The organism is Streptomyces sp. NBC_01294 (assembly GCF_035917235.1).
In the GTDB taxonomy this organism is placed as follows: Bacteria; Actinomycetota; Actinomycetes; order Streptomycetales; family Streptomycetaceae; genus Streptomyces; species Streptomyces caledonius.
The window spans coordinates 4385320-4405515 of sequence record NZ_CP108423.1; the positions used below are offsets into that span (position 1 = coordinate 4385320).

The window sequence follows — 20196 nt, forward strand, 5'->3', positions numbered from 1 at the left end:
GTCAGCGCGCTTAGGTTACCGAGCCGCCGCCCCGCCCCCGCACCCGACCCTCCGCAGCCGGGCCACCACCCTGAGGGCGTCCCGCGATCTTGCATTCCGCTCGCCGTTCACCTCGGCGTCCCTCGCGGTGTTCACCTCGCCGATCATGTGCCGCTCGCATATCGTGCGCCGGACGCCCGTTGATCAATTTCCGGATTCCCTCGAACGGCACTTCGTGATCAATTCGGGGATTGGGCCGGAACCCGCTCCGTGGGGGCGGCCGCCAGTCGGACGGAGTAGTTCGGTTTCCCGACTCCGAAACCGGCAAAACGGGACGTACGTCACTCTGGTGGGGGTGCCGGGCAGGTGTAGCGTGGCCCTTTCGCCTGGTCCGTGCAGCGCCCCCGACCTGCGAATACCCCCTTCCGGAAGCCCTCCGCAGCACGTTCCTGTCGCTGTTGTCAAGCCCCGAGATGTGCCCTGACCTGCGAAAACGCCATTCATAACAGTCAGTTCTCGTGTTACCCTGGATAGCCACGGAAGGGGTACCTGTCACATGACGTTCAAGGTTGGCGACACCGTGGTCTATCCCCATCACGGGGCCGCGCTGATCGAGGCCATTGAGACTCGTCAGATCAAAGGCGTGGACAAGACCTACTTGGTGCTCAAGGTCGCCCAGGGCGACCTGACGGTTCGTGTGCCTGCGGACAATGCGGAGTTCGTCGGCGTTCGCGACGTAGTCGGCCAGGACGGGCTGGACCGGGTCTTCGAGGTGCTTCGTGCACCGTATGCAGAAGAGCCGACGAACTGGTCCCGGCGCTACAAGGCAAATCTGGAGAAGCTCGCTTCTGGCGATGTCATCAAGGTCGCCGAAGTGGTGCGTGACCTGTGGCGTCGTGAGCGTGAGCGCGGGCTTTCCGCGGGTGAGAAGCGCATGCTCGCGAAGGCGCGCCAGATCTTGGTGAGCGAGCTCGCGCTCGCTGAAAACACGAACGAGGACAAGGCCGAGGCCCTCCTCGACGAGGTGCTCGCGTCCTGACGCGAGGCCCCGTGCACCATTTGCGTGCACAGCTTGCCGCGGTGCCCGATGACAAGGTCTCTCCTCCACGAGGGACCTGTTGCCGGGCGCTGCGGCATGTCTGTATCCGTACCCTTGTCCGTACCTTTGCGGTCACTACGTCACTGGCACCCTCCCCATGGTGTGCCGGGCCCGGGCAGCCTGCTCGACCGGTCGTCACGGAAGGGGCGAGGGCGTCGCACCCGGCACCCCTCAGGCCATACCCATGTCGGCCGAAGTCACAAACCTGGCTCGGAGCTACTGATGTCTGACGTAACGCGCCCCCACCGGACCGCCGCGGTGATCCCGGCCGCCGGCCGCGGGGTACGCCTCGGCCCCGGCGCCCCCAAGGCCCTGCGGGCCCTCGGCGGCACCCCCATGCTCGTCCACGCCGTCCGCGCGATGGCCCGCTCCCGCGCGGTCTCGCTCGTGGTCGTCGTCGCCCCGCCCGCCGAAGCCGCCGAAGTGCGGCTCCTGCTGGGCGAGCACGCACTGCCCGAGCGCACCGAGGTCCTGGTCGTCCCCGGCGGGGAGACCCGCCAGGAGTCCGTACGCGCCGGCCTGGACGCGCTGCCGCAGGACGTCACCTCCGTGCTCATCCACGACGCGGCCCGCCCGCTGGTCCCCGTGGACACGGTGGACGCCGTCGTCGAGGCCGTACGCGACGGAGCCGGCGCCGTGGTGCCCGCGCTGCCCCTGGCCGACACCGTCAAGGAGGTCGAGCCCGGCAAGCCCGGCGAGCCCGAGCAGGTCGTCGCCACGCCCGAACGGGCCCGGCTGCGCGCCGTGCAGACCCCGCAGGGCTTCGACCTCGCCACCCTCCTGCGCGCCCACGCCGCGATCGCCGTCGACGGCGAGGGAGCCACCGACGACGCCGGAATGGTGGAACGGCTCGGTGTCCCCGTCCTGGTGATCCCGGGCCACGAAGAGGCCTTCAAGGTCACCCGCCCGCTCGACCTGGTCCTCGCAGAGGCCGTACTCGCCCGCAGGAGGGCCACCGATGGGTTCTAGTCCGCAGAGTCCGGAGCCGTCGCAGGCCCCGCTGATCCCGCTCGTCGGCATCGGCACCGACGTGCACGCCTTCGAGACCGGCCGCGAGCTGTGGTGCGCCGGCCTGCTGTGGGAGGGCGAGGACGGCCTCGCCGGGCACTCCGACGGCGACGTCGCCGCGCACGCCGCCTGCGACGCCCTCTTCTCCGCCGCCGGCGTCGGCGACCTCGGCGCGCACTTCGGCACCTCCCGCCCCGAGTGGTCCGGCGCCGCCGGCGTCACCCTCCTGGCGGAGGCCGCCCGCATCGTCCGCGCCGAGGGCTTCGAGATCGGCAACATCGCCATCCAGGTGATCGGCGTACGTCCGAAGATCGGCAAGCGGCGCGAAGAGGCACAGAAGGCGCTCGCGGCCGCCGCGGGCGCCCCCGTCTCCGTGTCCGGCACCACCACCGACGGACTGGGCCTCACCGGCCGGGCCGAAGGGCTCGCCGCGATCGCCACAGCCCTCGTGTACCGGACGAACCGGACCTGAATACCCGTAGCGACGGCACATCTTCGACAACAAAGCCGCCCCGCGTGCCCAAAGGGTCGCGGGGCACTGCTACAGGCGCACTACCCTGGATGCCGTGACTATTCGCCTGTACGACACCAGCGCCCGGCAGATCCGCGACTTCACCCCGCTCACCGCGGGCTGTGTCTCGATCTACCTCTGCGGTGCCACCGTGCAGGCCGCCCCGCACATCGGGCACATCCGGTCGGGCCTCAACTTCGACATGATGCGCCGCTGGTTCGAGTACCGCGGGTACGACGTCACCTTCATCCGCAACGTCACGGACATCGACGACAAGATCATCGCGAAGTCCGCCGAGCAGCGCCGCCCGTGGTGGTCCATCGGCTACGAGAACGAGCGCGCCTTCAACGACGGCTACAGCGCCCTCGGCTGCCTCCCGCCCACCTACGAGCCCCGTGCCACCGGCCACGTCACCGAGATGGTCGAGATGATGCGCGGCCTCATCGAGCGCGGCCACGCCTACGAGTCCGAGGGCAACGTCTACTTCGACGTGAAGTCGTTCCCCGGCTACCTCTCGCTGTCCCGCCAGGAGCTCGACAACATCCGCCAGCCGGAGAGCATCGGCGAGACCGGCAAGCGCGACGCCCGCGACTTCGCCATGTGGAAGTCCGTCAAGCCCGGCGAGCCCTCCTGGGAGACCCCCTGGGGCCGCGGCCGCCCCGGCTGGCACCTCGAATGCTCCGCGATGGCGCACAAGTACCTCGGCGAGGCCTTCGACATCCACGGCGGCGGGCTCGACCTGATCTTCCCGCACCACGAGAACGAGATCGCCCAGGCCAAGGCCTTCGGCGACGCGTTCGCGAACTACTGGGTCCACAACGCCTGGGTCACCATGTCCGGCGAGAAGATGTCCAAGTCGCTGGGCAACTCGGTCCTCGTCTCCGAGATGGTCAAGCAGTGGCGCCCGATCGTCCTGCGCTACTACCTCGGCACCCCGCACTACCGGTCGATGATCGAGTACAGCGAGGAGGCCCTGCGCGAGGCCGAGTCGGCCTTCGCCCGGATCGAGGGCTTCTACCAGCGCGTCATCGAGAAGGCCGGCGGCCCCGTCGAGGCCGCGGCCGAGGTGCCGCCCGCCTTCGCCGAGGCCATGGACGACGACCTGGGCGTCCCGCAGGCGCTCGCCATCGTCCACACCACCGTCCGCCAGGGCAACAGCGCGCTCGCCGCCGACGACAAGGACGAGGCCATCGCGCGCCTGTCCGAGGTGCGGGCCATGCTGGCCGTCCTCGGCCTGGACCCGCTCGACCCCCACTGGGCCGGCGAGGCGGACCGGGGCGAAGACCTCCACGGCGCCGTCGACACCCTCGTGCGACTCGTCCTGGAACAGCGCGAGTCCGCCCGGGCCCGCAAGGACTGGGCGACCGCCGACGCCATCCGCGACCAGCTCCAGCAGTCCGGGCTGGTCATCGAGGACAGCCCGACGGGTCCGCGCTGGACGCTCGGCCCCCGCTGAGCCCAGGCAGCTGAGCTTGGTGTGCTGCCCGGCGTCCCGGGCGGCACACTCTTCATACGTACATATCGCAGCATCAACGAAAACAGGTAGAAGTCATGGCCGGGAACAGCCAGCGCAGGAACCGCCGCACGTCCAACAAGAAGGGCGCGACGGTCGGCAGCGGTGGCCAGCGGCGCAAGGGCCTGGAAGGCAAGGGCCCCACGCCCAAGGCCGAGGACCGCAAGAAGCACAAGGCGAACCGCATCAGCAACGCCATGGCCCGCCAGGCCGCCAAGCGTCGCCCGGCCCCCCGCCGCGGCGGCCCCAAGGGCACCAGCGAGATGGTCGTCGGCCGCAACCCGGTCTTCGAGGCGCTGCGCGACGGCGTCCCCGCCACCACCCTCTACGTCCAGCAGTTCATCGACAACGACGAGCGCGTGCGCGAGGCCCTCCAGCTCGCGGCCGAGCGCGGCAACATCAACCTGATGGAAGCCCCGCGCCCCGAGCTCGACCGCATGACCAACGGGCTCAACCACCAGGGCATGGTGCTCCAGGTCCCGCCGTACGAGTACGCGCACCCGGAGGACCTCACGGCCGCCGCGTACGACAGCGGCGACGACCCGCTGATCGTCGCCCTCGACGGCGTCACCGACCCGCGCAACCTCGGTGCGATCGTCCGTTCCGTCTCCGCCTTCGGCGGCCACGGCGTGGTCATCCCCGAGCGCCGCGCCGCCGGCATGACCGCCGGTGCCTGGAAGTCCTCGGCCGGCACCGCCGCCCGCACCCCGGTCTCCCGCGTCACCAACCTGACCCGCGCCCTCCAGGACTACAAGAAGGCCGGCATCACCATCGTCGGCCTCGCCGCCGAGGGCACGCACACGGTCAACGACCTGGACGCGCTCGCCGGCCCGGTCGTCATCGTCGTCGGCTCGGAGGGCAAGGGCCTCGGCCGCCTCGTCGGCGAGAACTGCGACTACCTCGTGCGCATCCCCATGCCGGGCGGCGCCGAGTCCCTCAACGCCGGTGTCGCCGCGGGCGTCGTGCTCTACGAGGCGGCCCGCCGCCGCGCCGACCGCGGCCGCGCCTGATCCCCTGGCCGCCCGATCCCCTGGCCCCTTGATCCACTTGGCTCACGGAAAGTGACCCGTGAGCGTGTCACCCCGCCCGTTTCGGGCGGGGTGGCTTGATCTTGACGGGTCATGGACACATCCCTGGCGTCAAGGCAGTGTCCTAAACACTGATCACTCGGTTAGATGAGTGTGGACACCAGAACGTCAGGGTTCGACGACCAGCCCGCGCTGAGCATGGTCAAGGTGCCGTGCGACCCCGCACAGGTCATCGTCAACCACGCCAGCTTCCGCGTGCGGCTCGCACCGAGCCCGAGCGCGCGTTCCAAGCCCGCGAAGGCCCCCGGCCGCGCACCCGTCCTGGGCGCCGCCGTGGTGGCGGCCGCCGGGGCCACCCGCCGCCGCGCCCCCGTGGTCTGGAGCGGAAAGTCCGACGCCGGCGACGCCGCGGCCATGGGCGGACTGCTCCAGGCCGTACGCGAGTCCGGGCGCGGCCACGACGAGTACGACGACGGCGGCGCCACCCAGGTCATCCCGCGCATCGACCTGGCCCACGACCTCGCCGAGGACACCCTGGCCACGCCGACCGTCATCGGCCAGCGCACGTACGGGAACCCGGCCGGGACGCGCCCGCTGGCCGCCGTACGGGACCTCCCGTACGGGGAGCCGCACGGCTCCGGCTCCGGCCCGGACTCCCGGCGGGCCGGCGCCGACACCCGCGGACAGGCCTCCTACTACCCCGGCCGCCGGATGAACCTCGGCGTCGTGCTGCTCCCGCTGCGCGTCTTCCTCGGCTTCATCTCCATCTACGCAGGCATGGGCAAGCTGTGCGACCCCGTCTACTTCGACGGCGGCGAACGCGGCTCCATGGTCACCTGGCTGCACACCCTCAGCCCCTGGGCGCTCGCCGAGCCGCTGCGCGACTTCGCCCTCGCGCACCCGGTCGGCGCCGGCCTGAGCGTGGCCTTCCTCCAGGTCATCGTGGGCGTGCTGACGGTCTTCGGCCTGTGGCAGCGGTTCGCCGCCTGCTTCGGGGCGCTGCTGTCCGCCGCACTGCTGATGACGGTGGGCTGGAAGACCGTCCCCGCCTACGACGCCCCCGACATCATCTACCTCGCCGCCTGGAGCCCGCTGATCATCGCGGGCGCCCCCGTCTACTCCCTCGACGGACGCCTCGCCGGCGAGGCCTGGCGCACCCTCGGGCCGCGCTCCGAGATCTGGCGTCTGCGGCGGCGCGTGCTGCGCCGCGGGGCCGTCATGGCCAGCGTCATCTGCGGGCTCACCCTGCTCGTCGGCTCGCTCCTCGGCGGCGCCGTCCGCTCCACCACCGTCGTCACCGTCCCCGGGCCGGGCGAGGCCCCCAGCAACTACCTGCCGGGCCGGCCGCTGCCGCGGACACCGGCCAGGCAGCAGCCCACGCAGCAGCAGCAACAGCAACAGCCGAGCAAGGCGCCGTCGCCCACGGCCTCCGCCTCCGAGCCCGCCGCGAAGTCCGGGAAGGGTGCGTCGGGCGGCCCCACCCGCGAGTCCGCGCGCACCGGCTCCGAGTCGCCCGCCGCGACGCGGGGCACCACCGGCAAGCAGCAGACCCCGCGGAGCACGCCGCGGCAGTCCACCTCCCCGAAGGCGCCGTCCACCTCGGGCAGCACGAGCGGCGGGACCCCGACGAAGCAGCCCGGCCTGATCGGCGGGATCATCGGCTGACCTCCACCGACAGGGACCGAGCACACGGGGGCCCGGCGCGCACCAGCGCGCCGGGCCCTTCCGCGTGTGCGGGGCGGGCGCGCACCGCGGGGGCCCGGCGTCACGTGGCTCGGGCTTCGGGCTTCGGGCTTGGGCGCGCGGAGCACCGTACGGGCGGGGTGTGGGCGCGGCTCCGGGGGCCGATACGTGCCTGTGGTGGGTGACGTGCGACCCGGGGAGGGCCGAGACGCCCCCTAGGGGCCCCTCTGCGCCGCCAACTCCCGTGCCGCCTCGGTGAGGTCCTTCGCGGTGTCGATCGCCCGCCAGTAGGCCCCCTGGGGCAGCGGGAAGCCCGCCAGGCGCCGCTCGCGCGCGAGCCGCGGGAAGGTGGTGCGCTCGTGGTCCCCGAAGTCCGGGAGCAGCGCGGCGAATTCGGGCCCGAAGACGTACACCCCGGCGTTGACCGGATACGGCGACTGCGGGGCCTCGATGAAGTCCAGTACCTGCCCGAACTCGTTGGTCTCCACGACCCCCCACGGAATCCGCGGCCGGGCCAGCGCGAGCGTCGCGACCGCACCGCGCTCCGCGTGGAAGGCGGCCATCTCGCGCAGCGAGAAACGCGTCCAGACGTCACCGTTGGTCGCGTACCAGGCCCGGTCGGGGTGCGGGAGGTGCCGGGCGGCGTACTTGAGGCCGCCGCCCCGGCCCAGCGGCTCGTCCTCGACCACCGTGGTCACGCGCAGCGGCAACCGGGCCCCGGCCAGCCACTCCTGGAGCACCTCCGCGAGATGGCCGCAGGAGACCACGGCGTCCGTGACGCCCTCCTCGGCCAGCCAGGCCAGTTGGTGCCCGATGATCGGCAGCCCCGTCCCCGGGATCTCGACCATGGGCTTCGGACGGTCGTCCGTGTACGGACGCAGCCGCGAACCCTGGCCACCCGCCAGGACGACGGCCTGGGTGGGGGCGGCGGGGAACGCGGCTGCGGAAGGGACGGAACGGGCCGAAGGGGCGGAGGGGGTGGGAGGGGCGGATCGGTGGTCGTCGGTCATGGCGGCCAGCGTAGGGACGCGGCGCGCCTCAGCCCATGGAGGCGACGCCGGACGCGTACGCGGTGTCGCACACGGGACGGGCGAAGGACTGGGCCTTCGTCGGGCCGTAGGCGTCGACCGCGGCGCGGCCCAGTGCCCGGGCGATCCCCACGCAGTGCCCGGCCAGCGACGGCCGCTTGTCCACCTCCGCCTGGAGCTGGGTGAGGACGTCACCCGGCTCCTGGCCCTGCTGGATCTTGCCGACGAGCTGGTCGCGCAGCACTTCGTGCGCGGCGGCGGCCGGCTTCGCCGGGACGGAGACGCCCTCGGCGGACGCGGTCAGGATCTGGGAGGACGAGGTGTCCGCCCAGGGGACCATGGTGACCGCGAGGGTCCCGGACAGGACCATGACGACGGGCAGGACCAGGGCGAGGGAACGGCCGATACGGCGGGCAGTGTGGGTCACGAGGGCGAGAGTAGCGCTCGGTGAAGATTTGGCGACATTTAGTCACCCTGTCGAGGGATGGTTCGACGTGGCTTTTCGAATTACGGGTTGACGCGCGGGTCTGAATGGGCCGGTCTGCCGGGGTTCCCGCCGGGGCGCGCGGGACCGCGGAGAGCGCGGACCGGAGGCGGACCGGAGGCAGGCCGGAGGCGGACCGGAGGTGGGCCGGGCCCAACGGACGGCGAAGGGGCGCCCCTTGACGGGACGCCCCTTCAACCCTGTGAATCCTGCGGACCCGTCAGCTGGACAGCCGCTCGCCGGAGGAGGTCGAGAACACGTGGATCTCGTCCGCCCGCGGCACCACGTGCAGGCTGGAGCCCTTCTCCGGCACCTGGCGGCCGCCCACGCGCACCACGAGGTCCTGCGCGCCCTCGGCGGCCGCGGTGGAGCCGTAGACGTAGCCGTCGGCGCCGAGTTCCTCGACGACGTTCACGACGACGGTCAGGCCGCCGCTCTCGGCGATGTCGAAGTGCTCCGGGCGGACGCCGACCGTGACGGTGCGGTCGCCCGCGTCGGCCGCGGCGGACAGCGCCGCGCGCGACACCGGGACCACGCTGTCGCCGAACTTCACGCCGCCGTCGGTGATCGGGACCTCGACCAGGTTCATGGCCGGGGAGCCGATGAAGCCGGCGACGAAGAGGTTCGCGGGGCGGTCGTACATGTTGCGCGGGGAGTCGACCTGCTGCAGCAGCCCGTCCTTCAGCACGGCCACGCGGTCGCCCATCGTCATGGCCTCGACCTGGTCGTGGGTGACGTAGACGGTGGTGATGCCCAGGTCGCGCTGGAGCGCCGCGATCTGGGTACGGGTGGAGACGCGGAGCTTGGCGTCCAGGTTCGACAGCGGCTCGTCCATGAGGAACACCTGCGGCTTGCGCACGATGGCGCGGCCCATGGCGACGCGCTGGCGCTGACCGCCGGAGAGCGCCTTCGGCTTCCGGTCGAGGTACTGGGTGAGGTCGAGCATCTTCGCCGCGTCCTCCACCTTCTTGCGGATGGTGGCCTTGTCCTCGCCGGCGATCTTGAGCGCGAAGCCCATGTTGTCCGCGACGGACATGTGCGGGTAGAGCGCGTAGTTCTGGAACACCATCGCGATGTCCCGGTCCTTGGGCGGCAGGTGCGTGACGTCGCGGTCACCGATGCGGATGGCGCCGCCGTTGACGTCCTCCAGGCCGGCGAGCATGCGCAGCGAGGTGGACTTGCCGCAGCCGGACGGGCCGACGAGGACGAGGAACTCGCCGTCCTCGATCTCGAGCTCGAGCTGGTCCACGGCGGGCTTGTCGCCGCCGGGGTACAGCCGGGTCGCCTTGTCGAAAGTGACAGAAGCCATGGTGATGGATCCCTTCTACCGGCAGGAACGTGCCGGACGATCCGAGTGGAAGGAAGAAATGGGTCTAGTCCACAGAATGGACTCCGCCCGACGCTACCTTCCGGAACGGCTTCTGTCAGTACCCATGAGGACCGGATTGTCGGCGCGACCTGTCCCCATGGTGCCCGTGGCCCCGGCGCCTCAGGAAGTTCCCGGTTTCGTGTGGAGGATCTCACGGGCCTGCTCCGCGGCGCGGACGATGCTCTCGGAGACGAAGTCGACGAAGCGGGCGATGTTCTCCAGGCGGATGGCGGCCGGGGTGTCGGGACCGAGGACGCCGACGCCCTGGCGTGCGGTCTCGACGAGCTGGGCGGTGGCGCGGGCGCTGGCCATCATCGACTGGTACCAGACCTCCTCGTCGACGACGTAGCGCTCGCGGCGGCGTTCGTCGCGTTCCCGGCGGACGAGGCCCTGGCCTTCGAGGAAGGCGATGGCCTTGGAGATGGAGGCCGGGCTGACCTGGAGGCGCTGGACGAGGTCGGACGCGGTGAGGGTGCCGGTGTCGGTGAGCGTGAGGCAGGCCAGCACGCGGGCCATCATCCGGGGCACGCCCGAAGCCACCAGGACGGTCGTGAACGTCTCCTCGTAGTCGCGGACCGCGTCGGCGTCGCGGCCGTCGGCCTGCGGGGGTGCGCCCGCTGCCCGGGGTGCGGTCTGCTTGCGCCGGTGGGTGCGGTGCTCGGTGGCGCGGTGGGCCAGGTCGGCGCGGTAGGCGGCGGGGCCGCCGTTGCGCATCACCTCACGCGTGACCGTCGAGGTCGGACGGTCGAGACCCCTGGCGATCTCCGCGTAGGCGAGACCGTCGGCCACTCCCGACGCGATCTGCTGACGTTCCTGCTGGGTGAGCCTGCCTCCCGGCATCACGGTCTCCTTCGTGCTGCGTATTTCGTGCCTCGTGCCCATTGCTCCGTGGCGTGGCCAGCATAGCGTTCACCCTCAATTCATTGCAACGATCCGTTCGCTGTTGTTGCGTTACCTGGCATGACTATCGCAACGATTTTTCTGCATTGACCTGCGTAAATGGCGATTGCGCGCAACGAATGTGTTGATGGATCCTTGAACGCAACGTAGCGTTTGCGTCATCGGAAACGACGAGTCCAAGGAGCACATCATGCAGACGTTCGACACCCCGGCCCCGATCGCCACCGTCCTGGACATCCCCGCGGGACGCATCCGGTTCATCGCGGCCGACCGTGCCGACACCACGGTCGAGGTCCTGCCCGCGAACGCCTCGAACGGCCGCGACGTGAAGGCGGCGGAACAGACCACCGTCGCCTACGGCGAGGGCGTCCTGCGGATCGAGGCCGCGCCGGCGAAGAACCGGATCCTCGGCAACTCCGGATCCGTCGAGGTCACCGTCCAGCTGCCCGCCGGCTCCCGTATCGACGCGAAGACGGCCAGCGCCGAGTTCCGGGGCGTCGGACGGCTCGGAGACGTCACCTTCGACGGCGCGCAGGGCACCGTCAAGCTCGACGAGACCGCGAGCGCCCGCCTCACCCTCCACGCCGGCGACATCTGCGTCGGCCGACTCGGCGGACCCGCCGACATCAGCACCCAGAAGGGCGACCTCCACATCACCGAAGCCGTCCACGGCACGGTCACCCTGCACACCGAAGCCGGCAACGTCACCATCGGCGCCGCCCGCGGAATCTCCGCCACCCTCGACGCCGGCACCAGCTACGGCCGGATCCACAACACCCTCACCAACACCGACGGCCCCACCGCCGGCCTCGACATCCACGCAACCACCGCCTACGGCGACATCACCGCCCGCAGCCTCTGACCCACCCGAAACCGATACGGGGGAAGGACACGAGCAATGAGCACCACTCAGGACTACCAGGCCGCGGAGCAGCTCCTCCGCCGCCCCGCCCGCCCCGGCGAGCTCGTCATCGGCGACAAGGTCAGGCCGCAGTGGACCGACGGGGGCGCCCGGTTCTGGTACGCCGTGAGCGACGGCGCCGGACGGCGGTTCGTGCTGGTCGACCCGGCGGCGGGCACCCGCGAGCCGGCCTTCGACCACCCCCTGCTCGCCGCCGCGCTGGCCACCGCATCCGGGCAACAGGTCGACCCCGGGGCCCTGCCGTTCATGGCGATCGAACCGGCCGCGAACGCCGTGGAGTTCGACGCGTTCGGCGAGCACTGGCGGTGCCGCCTGGACGACTACACCTGCGAGCGGGCCGAGTTCACACCACCGGGCAACCCCCTGGAGGTGCCGTCACCCGACGGGAAGACCGCGGTGTTCCGGCAGGGACACGACCTGTGGGCGCGCTCGCTGTCCGACGGCCACGCGTGGGCGCTGACCACCGACGGCGAGCCCGACCACGGATACGGCTCCGGCCCGGACTGCACGAGCAACACGACCCTGCTGCGCAAGATCGGCCTGCCGCACCTGCCGCCCGCGGTGGCCTGGTCGCCCGACTCGACGAAGGTCCTGGCGCACCGGACCGATGAACGCGGCGTCCGCCAGACCCACCTCGTGGAGGCCGGGCCCGCCGACGGCGGCGCGCCCCTCCTGCACACCCAGCGCTACGCCTACGCCGGGGACGCGATCATGCCGCAGGCCGAGCTGGTCGTGCTCGACCTCGCCGAGGGCACGGTGGTCCGCGCCCGGGCCGAGCCGCTGCTCATGCCGGTGTTGTCGCCGGTCACGGCCCAGTGGGCGTGGTGGGCCCCGGACGGCTCGGCGGTGTACTACCTCGACCGGCCCCGCGACCTGCACACGCTCACCCTGCACCGGCTGGACCCGGTGACCGGCGAGGTCACCACCGTGCTCAGCGAGACCGGCGCCACCCGTGTCGAGCCCAACCAGTGGGCGTACGAGCCGCCGATCGTGAAGGTGCTGGCCGGCGAGGTGCTGTGGTACTCGCAGCGCGACGGCTGGGGCCACCTGTACCGGTACGACCTGCGCACCGGCGCGCTGCTCGGGCAGGTCACCTCCGGAGCGTGGGCGGTGCGGCGGATCCTGCGCGTCGACGAGGCCGAGCGGGTCGTGTACTTCACCGCCTCCGGGCTGGTCGACGGGGATCCGTACCGGCGCACGGTGTGCCGGGTCGGCCTGGACGGCTCCGGCTTCGCCAGGGTCACGGACGACGAGCTGGACCACGTCGTCACCCTGCCGCCCGTGCCGGACGGTCAGGTCGGTCAGGTCGGTGAGCTCGGCCAGGAGTACTTCATCGATTCCGCGTCCACCGTCGACACCCCGCCGGTGACCCGCGTCCGCGGCTGGGACGGGCGGGTGCTGGTCGAGCTGGAGCGCGCCGACATCGGCAAGCTCACCGCCACCGGCTGGACGCCGCCGGAACGGTTCCGCGTCAAGGCGGCCGACGGGGTGACCGACATCCACGGAGTGCTGTACCGGCCGCGCGGGTTCGACCCCGCCCGGCGCTACCCGGTCGTGGACAACCTCTACCCCGGCCCGCAGCTCACCCGGGTCGCCCCGGGCTTCGACCCCGGCGGCATGGGTCTCGACGCCGAACCGCTCGCCGCGCTGGGCTTCGTGGTGGTGGCCCTGGACGGACGCGGCACCCCGGGCCGGGACAAGGCCTTCCACGACGCCTCCTACGGCAACCTGGCCGACGCGGGCTGCCTGGCCGACCACGTCGCGGCGCTGCGGCAGCTGGCCGTGACCCGGCCGTGGATGGACCTGGACCGGGTGGGCGCCTTCGGCCACTCCGGAGGCGGGTTCGCCGCGGCGCGGGCGATGCTGGACTTCCCCGCGGTGTACAAAGCCGCGGTCGCCCTCTCCGGGTCGCACGACGCCCGCTGCTTCAACCCGGGCTTCGTGGAGACCTACGACGGCGCGGACAACCCCGAGGCCTGGGCCCGTACCTCGAACGTGGACCTCGCGGACCGGTTGGAGGGCAGGCTGCTGCTCGTCCACGGCGCCATGGACGACCAGGTCCACCCGGAGCACACGCTGCGGCTGGCCGACCGGCTCATCGCCGCCGACAAGGACTTCGAGCTGCTCATCGTGCCCGGGGCCGAGCACACGTTCATCGACTGCCTGGCCTACGTCCGGGGGCGCTGCTGGGACTTCCTGGTGCGCGAGCTGATGGGCGTGCGGCCGCCCGGCTACCGTCCCGCGCCCATCGCCGTCGGTCCCGAGCTGCTCGGGGAGCTGCTCGCCTGAGCGGTCCGGCCCGCCGGCACACCGGTCCGCACGGCGAACGCGTGCGTGGGTGGTCACGGGTGCGGATTCAACGTGATGGCTCGGGGAATCGGGTGCTGTGTAGAGTGATGGCGGCTTCGCGCGCAGTGGGTTTGCGGGTGGTGTCGTGCCTCCTTAGCTCAGTCCGGCCAGAGCAACGCACTTGTAATGCGTAGGTCGTCGGTTCGAATCCGACAGGGGGCCCGTGCGGATGGGGAAGGCCCCGGGTGATCACCCGGGGCCTTCCGTCGTCCGAGGGTGTCCGGGGTCGTCCGGGGTCAGTGGCGGCCCGAGATGCGGTCGGCCAGGCGGGCCAGGGGCGTTGTCGTCGGGCGGTGGGTGGCCGTTTCGTGGCGGTCCGCCTCGCGGTAGGCGGCGTAGAGGGCCTGCACGCCGAGCCAGCGGAAGGGTTCCGGCTCCCAGCGGCGGACGCGGTGGTTGACCCAGGGCAGCGTGGTCAGGTCGGTGGATTCGCCGAGGACCAGGTCGCGCAGGGTGCGGGCGGCGAGGTTGGCGGTGGCGACGCCCGAGCCGACGTAGCCGCCCGCCCAGCCCAGGCCCGTGGTGCGGTCCAGGGTGACGGTGGCGCACCAGTCGCGGGGGACGCCGAGGACGCCCGACCAGGCGTGCGTGATCTCCGTACCCGTGAGCTGCGGGAAGAAGGAGAAGAGGAGGTCGCGCAGGGAGTCGATGGTGGCCGGCTGCGTGCGGCCGTCGTTGTCGGTGCGCGAGCCGAAGCGGTACGGGACGCCGCGTCCGCCGATCGCGATGCGGTCGTCGGCGGTGCGCTGGGCGTACATGTACGCGTGGGCCATGTCGCCCAGGACCTCCCGGCCCGTCCAGCCCAGCTGCGCCCAGGTCCCGGCGGGGAGCGGGGCGGTCACGATCATGGACGAGTTCATGGGGAGCCACGAGCGCTTCTGGCCCTTGAGGGCGGCGGTGAAGCCTTCGGTGCAGCGCAGGACGTGGGGGGCGCGGACGGTCCCGTACGGGGTGACCGCCTTCCCGGTGGAGATCTCGGTGACCGGGGTGGATTCGTGGATCACCACGCCCAGGCGTTCGCAGGCCGCGGCCAGGCCCTTGACGAGTTTGAGGGGGTGGATGCGGGCGCCGTGCGGGCTCCAGCCGGCGCCGACGGCGTCGGCGATGTCGATGCGGGTGCGGGTGGCGGAGGCGTCGTAGAGCTCGCGGTCGCTCTCGCCGAAGGCCAGTTCGGCGGCGTGGAAGGCCTTGAGGCGGCTGAGCTGGGCGGGGGTGCGGGCGACTTCGAGGACGCCGCCGCGGTGGATGTCGGCGTCGATGCCCTCCTTGGCGGCGACGTCGATGACCTCGGTGACCGTCTCGTTCATGGCGTGCTGGAGGCGCAGGGCGGCCTGGTGGCCGTGGAGTGCGGCGTAGCGGTCGCGGCCGGCGATGCCGTTGTAGAGCCAGCCGCCGTTGCGGCCGGAGGCGCCGTAGCCGCAGAACTTCTGTTCCAGGACGGTGACGCGGAGGTCGGGGGCGGCCTGCTTCAGGTAATAGGCGGTCCACAGGCCGGTGTAGCCGCCGCCGACGATGACGACGTCGGCCGTGGCGTGGGCGGTGAGGGGCGCGCGGGGTGGGGTGGGTGCGGGGCTGTGGTCGGTCGCGTACCAGAAGGAAATGCCGCCGTTGATCGTCATGGGGGAGTTGCTACACCTCGTTCCGCGGGGGTGTCCAGGGACGGGATGTCGCGCTTTGGGGCGGGAGGGGCGGCCGGATGCCGGTTGCCCTGCGGGCGGCTCGGCGGTGTCTCCTCGGCTCGCGCCGTGCCGGGCTCTGCCGTTTCCCTGCGGGTGGCTCGGCGGTGTCTGCTCGGCTCGCGCCGTGTGCCGGGCGCTGCCCGGACCCGCGCCTCAAACGCCGGCGAGGCTGAATTTGCCTGCGCTGAGCTTCCGGGTGCTGCCCGGACCCGCGCCTCAATCGCCGGCGGGGCTGGATGGTGCGGGTCTGTCGGTGCAGGTCGGTCCGTGGGGCCGTGCCGGGGTGTCTCCTCGGCTCGCGCCTGCGGGCAGGTCCCGGCCATCGGCCTGGGTTGCGCGCTCGTCCTGCGGGGACACCCCGGCACGTCCCCACTCCCCTCCGCCCCAGTCACGCGAAGGAACTTCCCCCGCACTGCCGAAGCCGGCCGGTGGGGCGGGGACACGCAGGAGGGTCCCCGCAGGACGAGCGCGCAACCCAGGCCGCAGGGCGCAGCCACTGCCAAGTGCGCGAGCCGAGGAGATCCTCGTGCGGGGCCCCGACCCACCCCCACACACCGCCAAGCCCCGCAGGGATTCGGCCCGGGCCGTAACACCGCCAAGCCCCCGCAGGGGCACCGCGCGAGCCGAGGAGATCCTCGTGCGGGGCCCCGACCCACCCCAGGGCTAGGCCAGCCGTACACCGCTGAGCACCCCGCAGGGCAACCCGCACCACTCAGCCCCGCCGGCGTTTGAGGCGCGGGTCCGGGCAGCGCCCGGCACGGCGTGAGCCGAGGAGACAGCGCCGAGCCGCCCGCAGGGCAGCTAGCGTCGGGGCATGGTCGACATCAGGGAGATTCCGGATGAGCTCGTCCGGGCGCAGATCGGTTACAACGGCGACGCGGGACGGGAGTTCATCGCGGAGCTGCCGGCGCGGGCGGCGCGTTTCCTGGAGCGGTGGGAGCTGCGGCGTACCGGGGCGGTGATGCACGGGGTGACGGCGCTGGTGCTGCCGGTGGAGCGGGCCGACGGGAGCGCGGCCGTGCTGAAGCTCGTGTCGGTGGACGAGGAGTCCGTGGGGGAGCCGGTCGCGCTGCGCGCGTGGGGCGGGGACGGCTGCGTACGGCTCCTGGAGCACGACGCGCCGACCGGCACGCTGCTGCTGGAGCGGCTGGACGAGGAGCGGGACCTGTCGGTGCTCGCGCGGCGGGACGCTCGGCAGGCGGTGCAGGTGGTGGGGGAGCTGCTGGCGCGGCTGACGGCGGTGGAGGCGCCGGCCGGGCTGCGCGGGCTGGGGGAGATGGCCGCCGGGATGCTGGTGGAGGTGCCGCGGGCGTTGGCGCAGCTGGTCGACGAGCGGGACCGGCGGATGCTGCGGGACTGCGCGGCGGCGGTGGCGGAGGTCGCGGGGGAGCCGGGGGACCGGCTGCTGCACTGGGACCTGCACTACGGCAACGTGCTGGCGGGGGACCGGGAGCCGTGGCTGGCGATCGATCCGAAGCCGCTGGCGGGCGATCCGGGCTTCGAGCTGATGCCGGCGATCATCAACAACTTCCGGGAGGAGGACGTGCGGTGGCGCTTCGACCTGCTGACGGAGGTGGTGGGAGTGGACCGGGAGCGGGCGCGGGCCTGGACGTTGGGGAGGGTGCTGCAGAACTGTCTGTGGGACGTGGAGGACGGGGAAGAGGGGCTGGACGAGGAGCAGTTGGCGGTCGGGGAGCTGCTGTTGGGGCGGTGAGGTGCGGGCCCCGGCTCAACGCCAGGAGGGGCCCTAGGCTGCGGGGATGATCCGTAGCGCTGAAGTCACCGATGTCCCTGTCATCCACGCGATGGTCCGTGAGCTCGCCGAGTACGAGAAGGTGCCGGACGAGGCACGGGCCACCGAGGAGCAGTTGCGGGAGGCGCTGTTCGGGGCGCGGCCGGCGGTGTTCGCGCACATCGCGGAGACGGACGACGGGGAGGTGGTCGGCTTCTCGGTGTGGTTCCTCTCCTTCTCGACGTGGCGCGGGGAGCACGGGATCTATCTGGAGGACCTGTACGTACGTCCGGGCGCGCGCGGGGGCGGCTACGGGAAGGCGCTGCTGCGGGAGTTGGCGCGGACGTGCGTGGAGCGGGGCTACGAGCGGCTGGAGTGGTCGGTCCTGCGCTGGAACACGCCGTCGATCGATTTCTACGAGGCCGTGGGCGCGCGGCCGCAGGAGGAGTGGTCGGTGTACCGGCTGACGGACGGGGCGCTGGCGGAGCTGGGGGCTTCGTAAGGGGTGGGGCGGGCGGTCAGGGTTCCAGGACGACCTTGCCGGTGGTGGCGCGGGTCTCCAGGGCGCGGTGGGCGGCGGCGGCTTCGGCGAGCGGGTAGCGGATCAGGGCCGGGCGCAGTCGGCCGGCGGCTGCTTCGGCGAGGGCGCGGGTCTCCAGGACGCGCAGCGGGTCGGCGGCGCCGACCTGCTGGAGCATGGCGGGGCCGAGGACGCCGCGGGTGGTGATGCCGCGGGCGGCGAGGTCGGCGCGTTCGGCGTCGGTGAGGTCGAGCGGGCCGCCGGACCAGCCGAAGACGAGGTGCCGGGCGCCGGGGGCGAGCAGGCCGAGGGCGGTGCGGGCGGCGGCGCCGCCGACGGAGTCGAAGAGGACGGTGGCGCCGCCGGGGTACTGGGCGCGTACGGCGTCGGGCCAGGCGGGGTCGGTGTAGTCGAGGGCGAGGTGGGCGCCGTTGGCGGCGGCGCGGGCGGTCTTGGCGGGGCCGCCGGCGAGGGCGATGACGGTGGCGCCGGCGTTCACGGCGTACTGGACGAGCAGGGTGCCGATGCCGCCCGCGGCGGCGGGGACCAGGGCGACGGAGTCCGGGCCGAGGTCGGCGAACTGGAGGATCCCGAGGGTGGTGCGGCCGGTGCCGATCATGGCGACGGCCTCGGCGGGGTCCAGGCCGGGCGGTACGGGGTGCAGGCGGTCGGCGTCGGCGACGGCGTACTCGGCGTAGCCGCCGGGGGCGAAGCCGAGGTGGACGACGACGCGTCGGCCGAGCCAGGCGGGGTCGGTGCCGGGGCCGAGGGCGTCGACGGTGCCTGCGACCTCGCGGCCGGGGACGGTGGGCAGGTCCGGGAGGGCGGGGGCGGGGCCCTGGATGCCCTGGCGCAGGTCGGTGTCGAGGAGGTGCACGCCGGCGGCGGCCACGGCGATGCGGACCTGGCCGGGGGCGGGGGTGGGGGCCGGGATGCGCTCGTAGGAGAGGTTCTCGGCGGGGCCGAAGGCGTGGAGGCGGACGGCGTTCATGCCGGTGGTGTTCTCGGTGTCGGTGGGCATGGGGCCAGGTTGCGACCTCGAGTTCGGTTGAGGTCAAGGGCGGGCGGTGTCAGTGGCGTCGGTCACGATGGGGGCATGGTGCGAAAAGGGCAGCAACAGCAGACGGTGAAGGCGGCGCGGAGGCCGGAGCTGCGGCTGCCGGAGCTGGCGGTCTGGGAAGGGGGCGGGCTGGAGCCGGACGGGGACTACGACGGGCTGGAGTTCGCGGATCTGGACCTGGCGGGGCAGGAGGGGGTCGGGTCCCGGTTCATGGACTGCGCGGTGCGGCGCTGCGTGCTGGACGAGGCGGGGCTGGCGAAGGCGCGGTTCCTGGACTCGGTGCTGGACGGGGTCCGGGGGGTGGGGACCGACCTGTCGGGGGCGTCGCTGCGGGACGTGGAGCTGGTGGACGCCCGGCTGGGCGGGGTGCAGCTCCATGGGGCGGTCCTGGAGCGGGTGGTGGTGCGCGGGGGCAAGATCGACTACCTGAACCTGCGGACGGCGCGGCTCAAGGACGTGGTCTTCGAGGGGTGCGTGCTGGTGGAGCCGGACTTCGGGGGCGCGGTGCTGGAGCGGGTGGAGTTCCGGGACTGCGTGCTGCGGGGGGTGGACTTCAGCGGCGTGCGGATGGTGGATGTGGATCTGCGGGGCGCGGTGGAGCTGGGGATCGCGCGGGGGGTGGACGCGTTGGCCGGGGCGGTGATCAGTGCGGGGCAGCTGTTCGAGCTCGCCCCGGCGATGGCTTCCCAGCTGGGGGTGCGGGTGGTGCCGTAGCCAGGGCGGTGCCCGTGCGCCTCAAACGCCGGCGGGGCTGAAAGAACGGGGCTCCGCCCCGGACCCCGCGCCTCAAACGCCGGCGAGGCTGGATCGGCTGGGTTGGGTTAGGCGGGGACGCGGGGGAAGCGGGACTGGAGGGTCCAGATGGCGGGGTTGTCGGCCAGGCCGTCGTGCATGTCGATGAGGTCCGCGATCAGGTCGTGCAGGAAGTCGCGGGCCTCGCGGCGCAGCAGGCGGTGGCTGAAGGTCAGCGGGGCCTCTTCCGCGGGCATCCAGTCGGCCTCGACATCGACCCAGCCGAAGCGGCGCTCGAAGAGCATCCGGTCCGTGGACTCGGTGAAGTCGAGTTCGGCGTGCTGCCGGTGGGCGGAGCGGTTGCCGCGGGGGTCCTGGTCGAGCTGCTCGACGATGTCGCACAGGGCCCAGGCGAAGTCCAGTACCGGTACCCATCCCCAGGCTGTGGACACTTCCCGGTCCGCATTGGTGTCGGCGAGGTAGACGTCCCCGCAGAACAGGTCGTGGCGCAGGGAGCGGACGTCCGCCGAGCGGTAGTCGGTCTGCGGGGGGTCGGGGAAGCGACGGGAGAGGGAGTAGCCGATGTCGAGCACGTACCCG

General features: G+C 72.3%; 18 protein-coding genes and 1 tRNA gene. 12 read left to right on the top strand and 7 right to left on the bottom strand.

The window, feature by feature from the left end; translation table 11 throughout:
* The first annotated feature begins 535 nt into the window (after nucleotides 1-535).
* The 6 genes from OG534_RS19900 (at nucleotide 536) to OG534_RS19925 (ending at nucleotide 6803) form a co-directional block, all read left to right on the top strand.
* On the top strand, nucleotides 536-1018 hold the full coding sequence (locus OG534_RS19900; protein WP_003953493.1) for a CarD family transcriptional regulator: 483 nt from the start codon (nucleotides 536-538) through the stop codon (nucleotides 1016-1018).
* 282 nt (nucleotides 1019-1300) lie between these two features.
* On the top strand, nucleotides 1301-2047 hold the full coding sequence (gene ispD / locus OG534_RS19905) for a 2-C-methyl-D-erythritol 4-phosphate cytidylyltransferase (RefSeq protein WP_326589445.1): 747 nt from the start codon (nucleotides 1301-1303) through the stop codon (nucleotides 2045-2047).
* A complete protein-coding gene (gene ispF / locus OG534_RS19910; RefSeq protein ID WP_326589446.1) occupies nucleotides 2037-2558 on the top strand; it encodes a 2-C-methyl-D-erythritol 2,4-cyclodiphosphate synthase in 522 nt (173 codons plus the stop codon). The genes ispD and ispF overlap by 11 nt, the downstream gene beginning before the upstream one ends.
* A 94-nt stretch (nucleotides 2559-2652) precedes the next feature.
* Nucleotides 2653-4053 (top strand): cysteine--tRNA ligase, encoded by a 1401-nt coding sequence (gene cysS, locus OG534_RS19915; protein WP_326589448.1) that lies wholly within the window; start codon nucleotides 2653-2655, stop codon nucleotides 4051-4053.
* A 95-nt stretch (nucleotides 4054-4148) separates the two neighbouring features.
* Nucleotides 4149-5120: a 23S rRNA (guanosine(2251)-2'-O)-methyltransferase RlmB gene (rlmB, locus tag OG534_RS19920; RefSeq protein WP_326589450.1), complete on the top strand. Its 972-nt coding sequence runs from the start codon at nucleotides 4149-4151 to the stop codon at nucleotides 5118-5120.
* Between the two features lie 165 nt (nucleotides 5121-5285).
* Nucleotides 5286-6803: a DoxX family protein gene (locus OG534_RS19925; protein ID WP_326589451.1), complete on the top strand. Its 1518-nt coding sequence runs from the start codon at nucleotides 5286-5288 to the stop codon at nucleotides 6801-6803.
* 233 nt (nucleotides 6804-7036) lie between these two features.
* Here OG534_RS19925 and OG534_RS19930 read toward each other — a convergent pair whose 3' ends face one another.
* The 4 genes from OG534_RS19930 to OG534_RS19945 all read right to left on the bottom strand — a co-directional run bounded on the left by OG534_RS19930 (nucleotide 7037) and on the right by OG534_RS19945 (nucleotide 10542).
* Nucleotides 7037-7831, bottom strand: coding sequence for a nucleotidyltransferase family protein (locus tag OG534_RS19930; protein ID WP_326589452.1), 795 nt, complete (start codon nucleotides 7829-7831; stop codon nucleotides 7037-7039).
* 28 nt (nucleotides 7832-7859) lie between these two features.
* The gene (locus tag OG534_RS19935) at nucleotides 7860-8276 is read right to left on the bottom strand and encodes a hypothetical protein (RefSeq protein WP_326589454.1); all 417 of its coding nucleotides are present in this window, start codon (nucleotides 8274-8276) and stop codon (nucleotides 7860-7862) included.
* Between the two features lie 277 nt (nucleotides 8277-8553).
* On the bottom strand, nucleotides 8554-9642 hold the full coding sequence (locus tag OG534_RS19940) for an ABC transporter ATP-binding protein (protein ID WP_326589455.1): 1089 nt from the start codon (nucleotides 9640-9642) through the stop codon (nucleotides 8554-8556).
* Between the two features lie 180 nt (nucleotides 9643-9822).
* A complete protein-coding gene (locus tag OG534_RS19945) occupies nucleotides 9823-10542 on the bottom strand; it encodes a helix-turn-helix domain-containing protein (protein ID WP_326589457.1) in 720 nt (239 codons plus the stop codon).
* A 250-nt stretch (nucleotides 10543-10792) separates the two neighbouring features.
* Here OG534_RS19945 and OG534_RS19950 point away from each other — a divergent pair, with 250 nt between their 5' ends.
* From OG534_RS19950 to OG534_RS19960, 3 genes are all read left to right on the top strand, one after another.
* Nucleotides 10793-11464 (top strand): DUF4097 family beta strand repeat-containing protein, encoded by a 672-nt coding sequence (locus tag OG534_RS19950; RefSeq protein ID WP_326589458.1) that lies wholly within the window; start codon nucleotides 10793-10795, stop codon nucleotides 11462-11464.
* A gap of 36 nt (nucleotides 11465-11500) precedes the next feature.
* A complete protein-coding gene (locus OG534_RS19955) occupies nucleotides 11501-13813 on the top strand; it encodes a S9 family peptidase (protein ID WP_326589460.1) in 2313 nt (770 codons plus the stop codon).
* A 147-nt stretch (nucleotides 13814-13960) separates the two neighbouring features.
* Nucleotides 13961-14035: transfer RNA gene (locus OG534_RS19960), tRNA-Thr, on the top strand.
* 74 nt (nucleotides 14036-14109) lie between these two features.
* Here the strand turns inward: OG534_RS19960 and OG534_RS19965 are convergent.
* Nucleotides 14110-15492 carry an NAD(P)/FAD-dependent oxidoreductase gene (locus OG534_RS19965; RefSeq protein WP_326589461.1) on the bottom strand — a complete coding sequence of 461 codons (1383 nt, stop codon included), beginning with the start codon at nucleotides 15490-15492 and terminating at the stop codon, nucleotides 14110-14112.
* Nucleotides 15493-16366: 874 nt separating this feature from the next.
* On the opposite strand from OG534_RS19965, the gene OG534_RS19970 reads away from it, so the two are divergent.
* Complete coding sequence (locus tag OG534_RS19970) at nucleotides 16367-17266, top strand: aminoglycoside phosphotransferase family protein (protein WP_326589463.1); 900 nt, start codon at nucleotides 16367-16369, stop codon at nucleotides 17264-17266.
* Between the two features lie 46 nt (nucleotides 17267-17312).
* On the top strand, nucleotides 17313-17786 hold the full coding sequence (locus OG534_RS19975) for a GNAT family N-acetyltransferase (protein WP_326589465.1): 474 nt from the start codon (nucleotides 17313-17315) through the stop codon (nucleotides 17784-17786).
* Between the two features lie 16 nt (nucleotides 17787-17802).
* Here the strand turns inward: OG534_RS19975 and OG534_RS19980 are convergent, their stop codons facing one another.
* Nucleotides 17803-18795: a zinc-binding dehydrogenase gene (locus tag OG534_RS19980; RefSeq protein ID WP_326593716.1), complete on the bottom strand. Its 993-nt coding sequence runs from the start codon at nucleotides 18793-18795 to the stop codon at nucleotides 17803-17805.
* 105 nt (nucleotides 18796-18900) lie between these two features.
* Here OG534_RS19980 and OG534_RS19985 point away from each other — a divergent pair, with 105 nt between their 5' ends.
* Nucleotides 18901-19578 (top strand): pentapeptide repeat-containing protein, encoded by a 678-nt coding sequence (locus tag OG534_RS19985; protein ID WP_326589467.1) that lies wholly within the window; start codon nucleotides 18901-18903, stop codon nucleotides 19576-19578.
* A 107-nt stretch (nucleotides 19579-19685) separates the two neighbouring features.
* Here OG534_RS19985 and OG534_RS19990 read toward each other — a convergent pair whose 3' ends face one another.
* Entirely contained in the window at nucleotides 19686-20189 is a 504-nt protein-coding gene (locus OG534_RS19990; RefSeq protein WP_326589468.1) for a hypothetical protein, read from the bottom strand.
* Nucleotides 20190-20196 lie beyond the last annotated feature (7 nt).

What these genes read in the sequence shown, in the direction of transcription:
- OG534_RS19975 (WP_326589465.1), top strand. Translation starts at nt 17,313, where the DNA reads ATGATCCGTAGCGCTGAAGTCACCGATGTCCCTGTCATCCACGCGATG.
- OG534_RS19940 (WP_326589455.1), bottom strand. Translation starts at nt 9,642, where the DNA reads ATGGCTTCTGTCACTTTCGACAAGGCGACCCGGCTGTACCCCGGCGGC.
- OG534_RS19930 (WP_326589452.1), bottom strand. Translation starts at nt 7,831, where the DNA reads ATGACCGACGACCACCGATCCGCCCCTCCCACCCCCTCCGCCCCTTCG.
- OG534_RS19970 (WP_326589463.1), top strand. Translation starts at nt 16,367, where the DNA reads ATGGTCGACATCAGGGAGATTCCGGATGAGCTCGTCCGGGCGCAGATC.
- OG534_RS19950 (WP_326589458.1), top strand. Translation starts at nt 10,793, where the DNA reads ATGCAGACGTTCGACACCCCGGCCCCGATCGCCACCGTCCTGGACATC.
- ispF (WP_326589446.1), top strand. Translation starts at nt 2,037, where the DNA reads ATGGGTTCTAGTCCGCAGAGTCCGGAGCCGTCGCAGGCCCCGCTGATC.
- OG534_RS19945 (WP_326589457.1), bottom strand. Translation starts at nt 10,542, where the DNA reads ATGCCGGGAGGCAGGCTCACCCAGCAGGAACGTCAGCAGATCGCGTCG.
- OG534_RS19965 (WP_326589461.1), bottom strand. Translation starts at nt 15,492, where the DNA reads ATGACGATCAACGGCGGCATTTCCTTCTGGTACGCGACCGACCACAGC.
- OG534_RS19985 (WP_326589467.1), top strand. Translation starts at nt 18,901, where the DNA reads ATGGTGCGAAAAGGGCAGCAACAGCAGACGGTGAAGGCGGCGCGGAGG.
- OG534_RS19900 (WP_003953493.1), top strand. Translation starts at nt 536, where the DNA reads ATGACGTTCAAGGTTGGCGACACCGTGGTCTATCCCCATCACGGGGCC.
- OG534_RS19980 (WP_326593716.1), bottom strand. Translation starts at nt 18,795, where the DNA reads ATGAACGCCGTCCGCCTCCACGCCTTCGGCCCCGCCGAGAACCTCTCC.
- OG534_RS19955 (WP_326589460.1), top strand. Translation starts at nt 11,501, where the DNA reads ATGAGCACCACTCAGGACTACCAGGCCGCGGAGCAGCTCCTCCGCCGC.
- OG534_RS19925 (WP_326589451.1), top strand. Translation starts at nt 5,286, where the DNA reads ATGAGTGTGGACACCAGAACGTCAGGGTTCGACGACCAGCCCGCGCTG.
- rlmB (WP_326589450.1), top strand. Translation starts at nt 4,149, where the DNA reads ATGGCCGGGAACAGCCAGCGCAGGAACCGCCGCACGTCCAACAAGAAG.
- ispD (WP_326589445.1), top strand. Translation starts at nt 1,301, where the DNA reads ATGTCTGACGTAACGCGCCCCCACCGGACCGCCGCGGTGATCCCGGCC.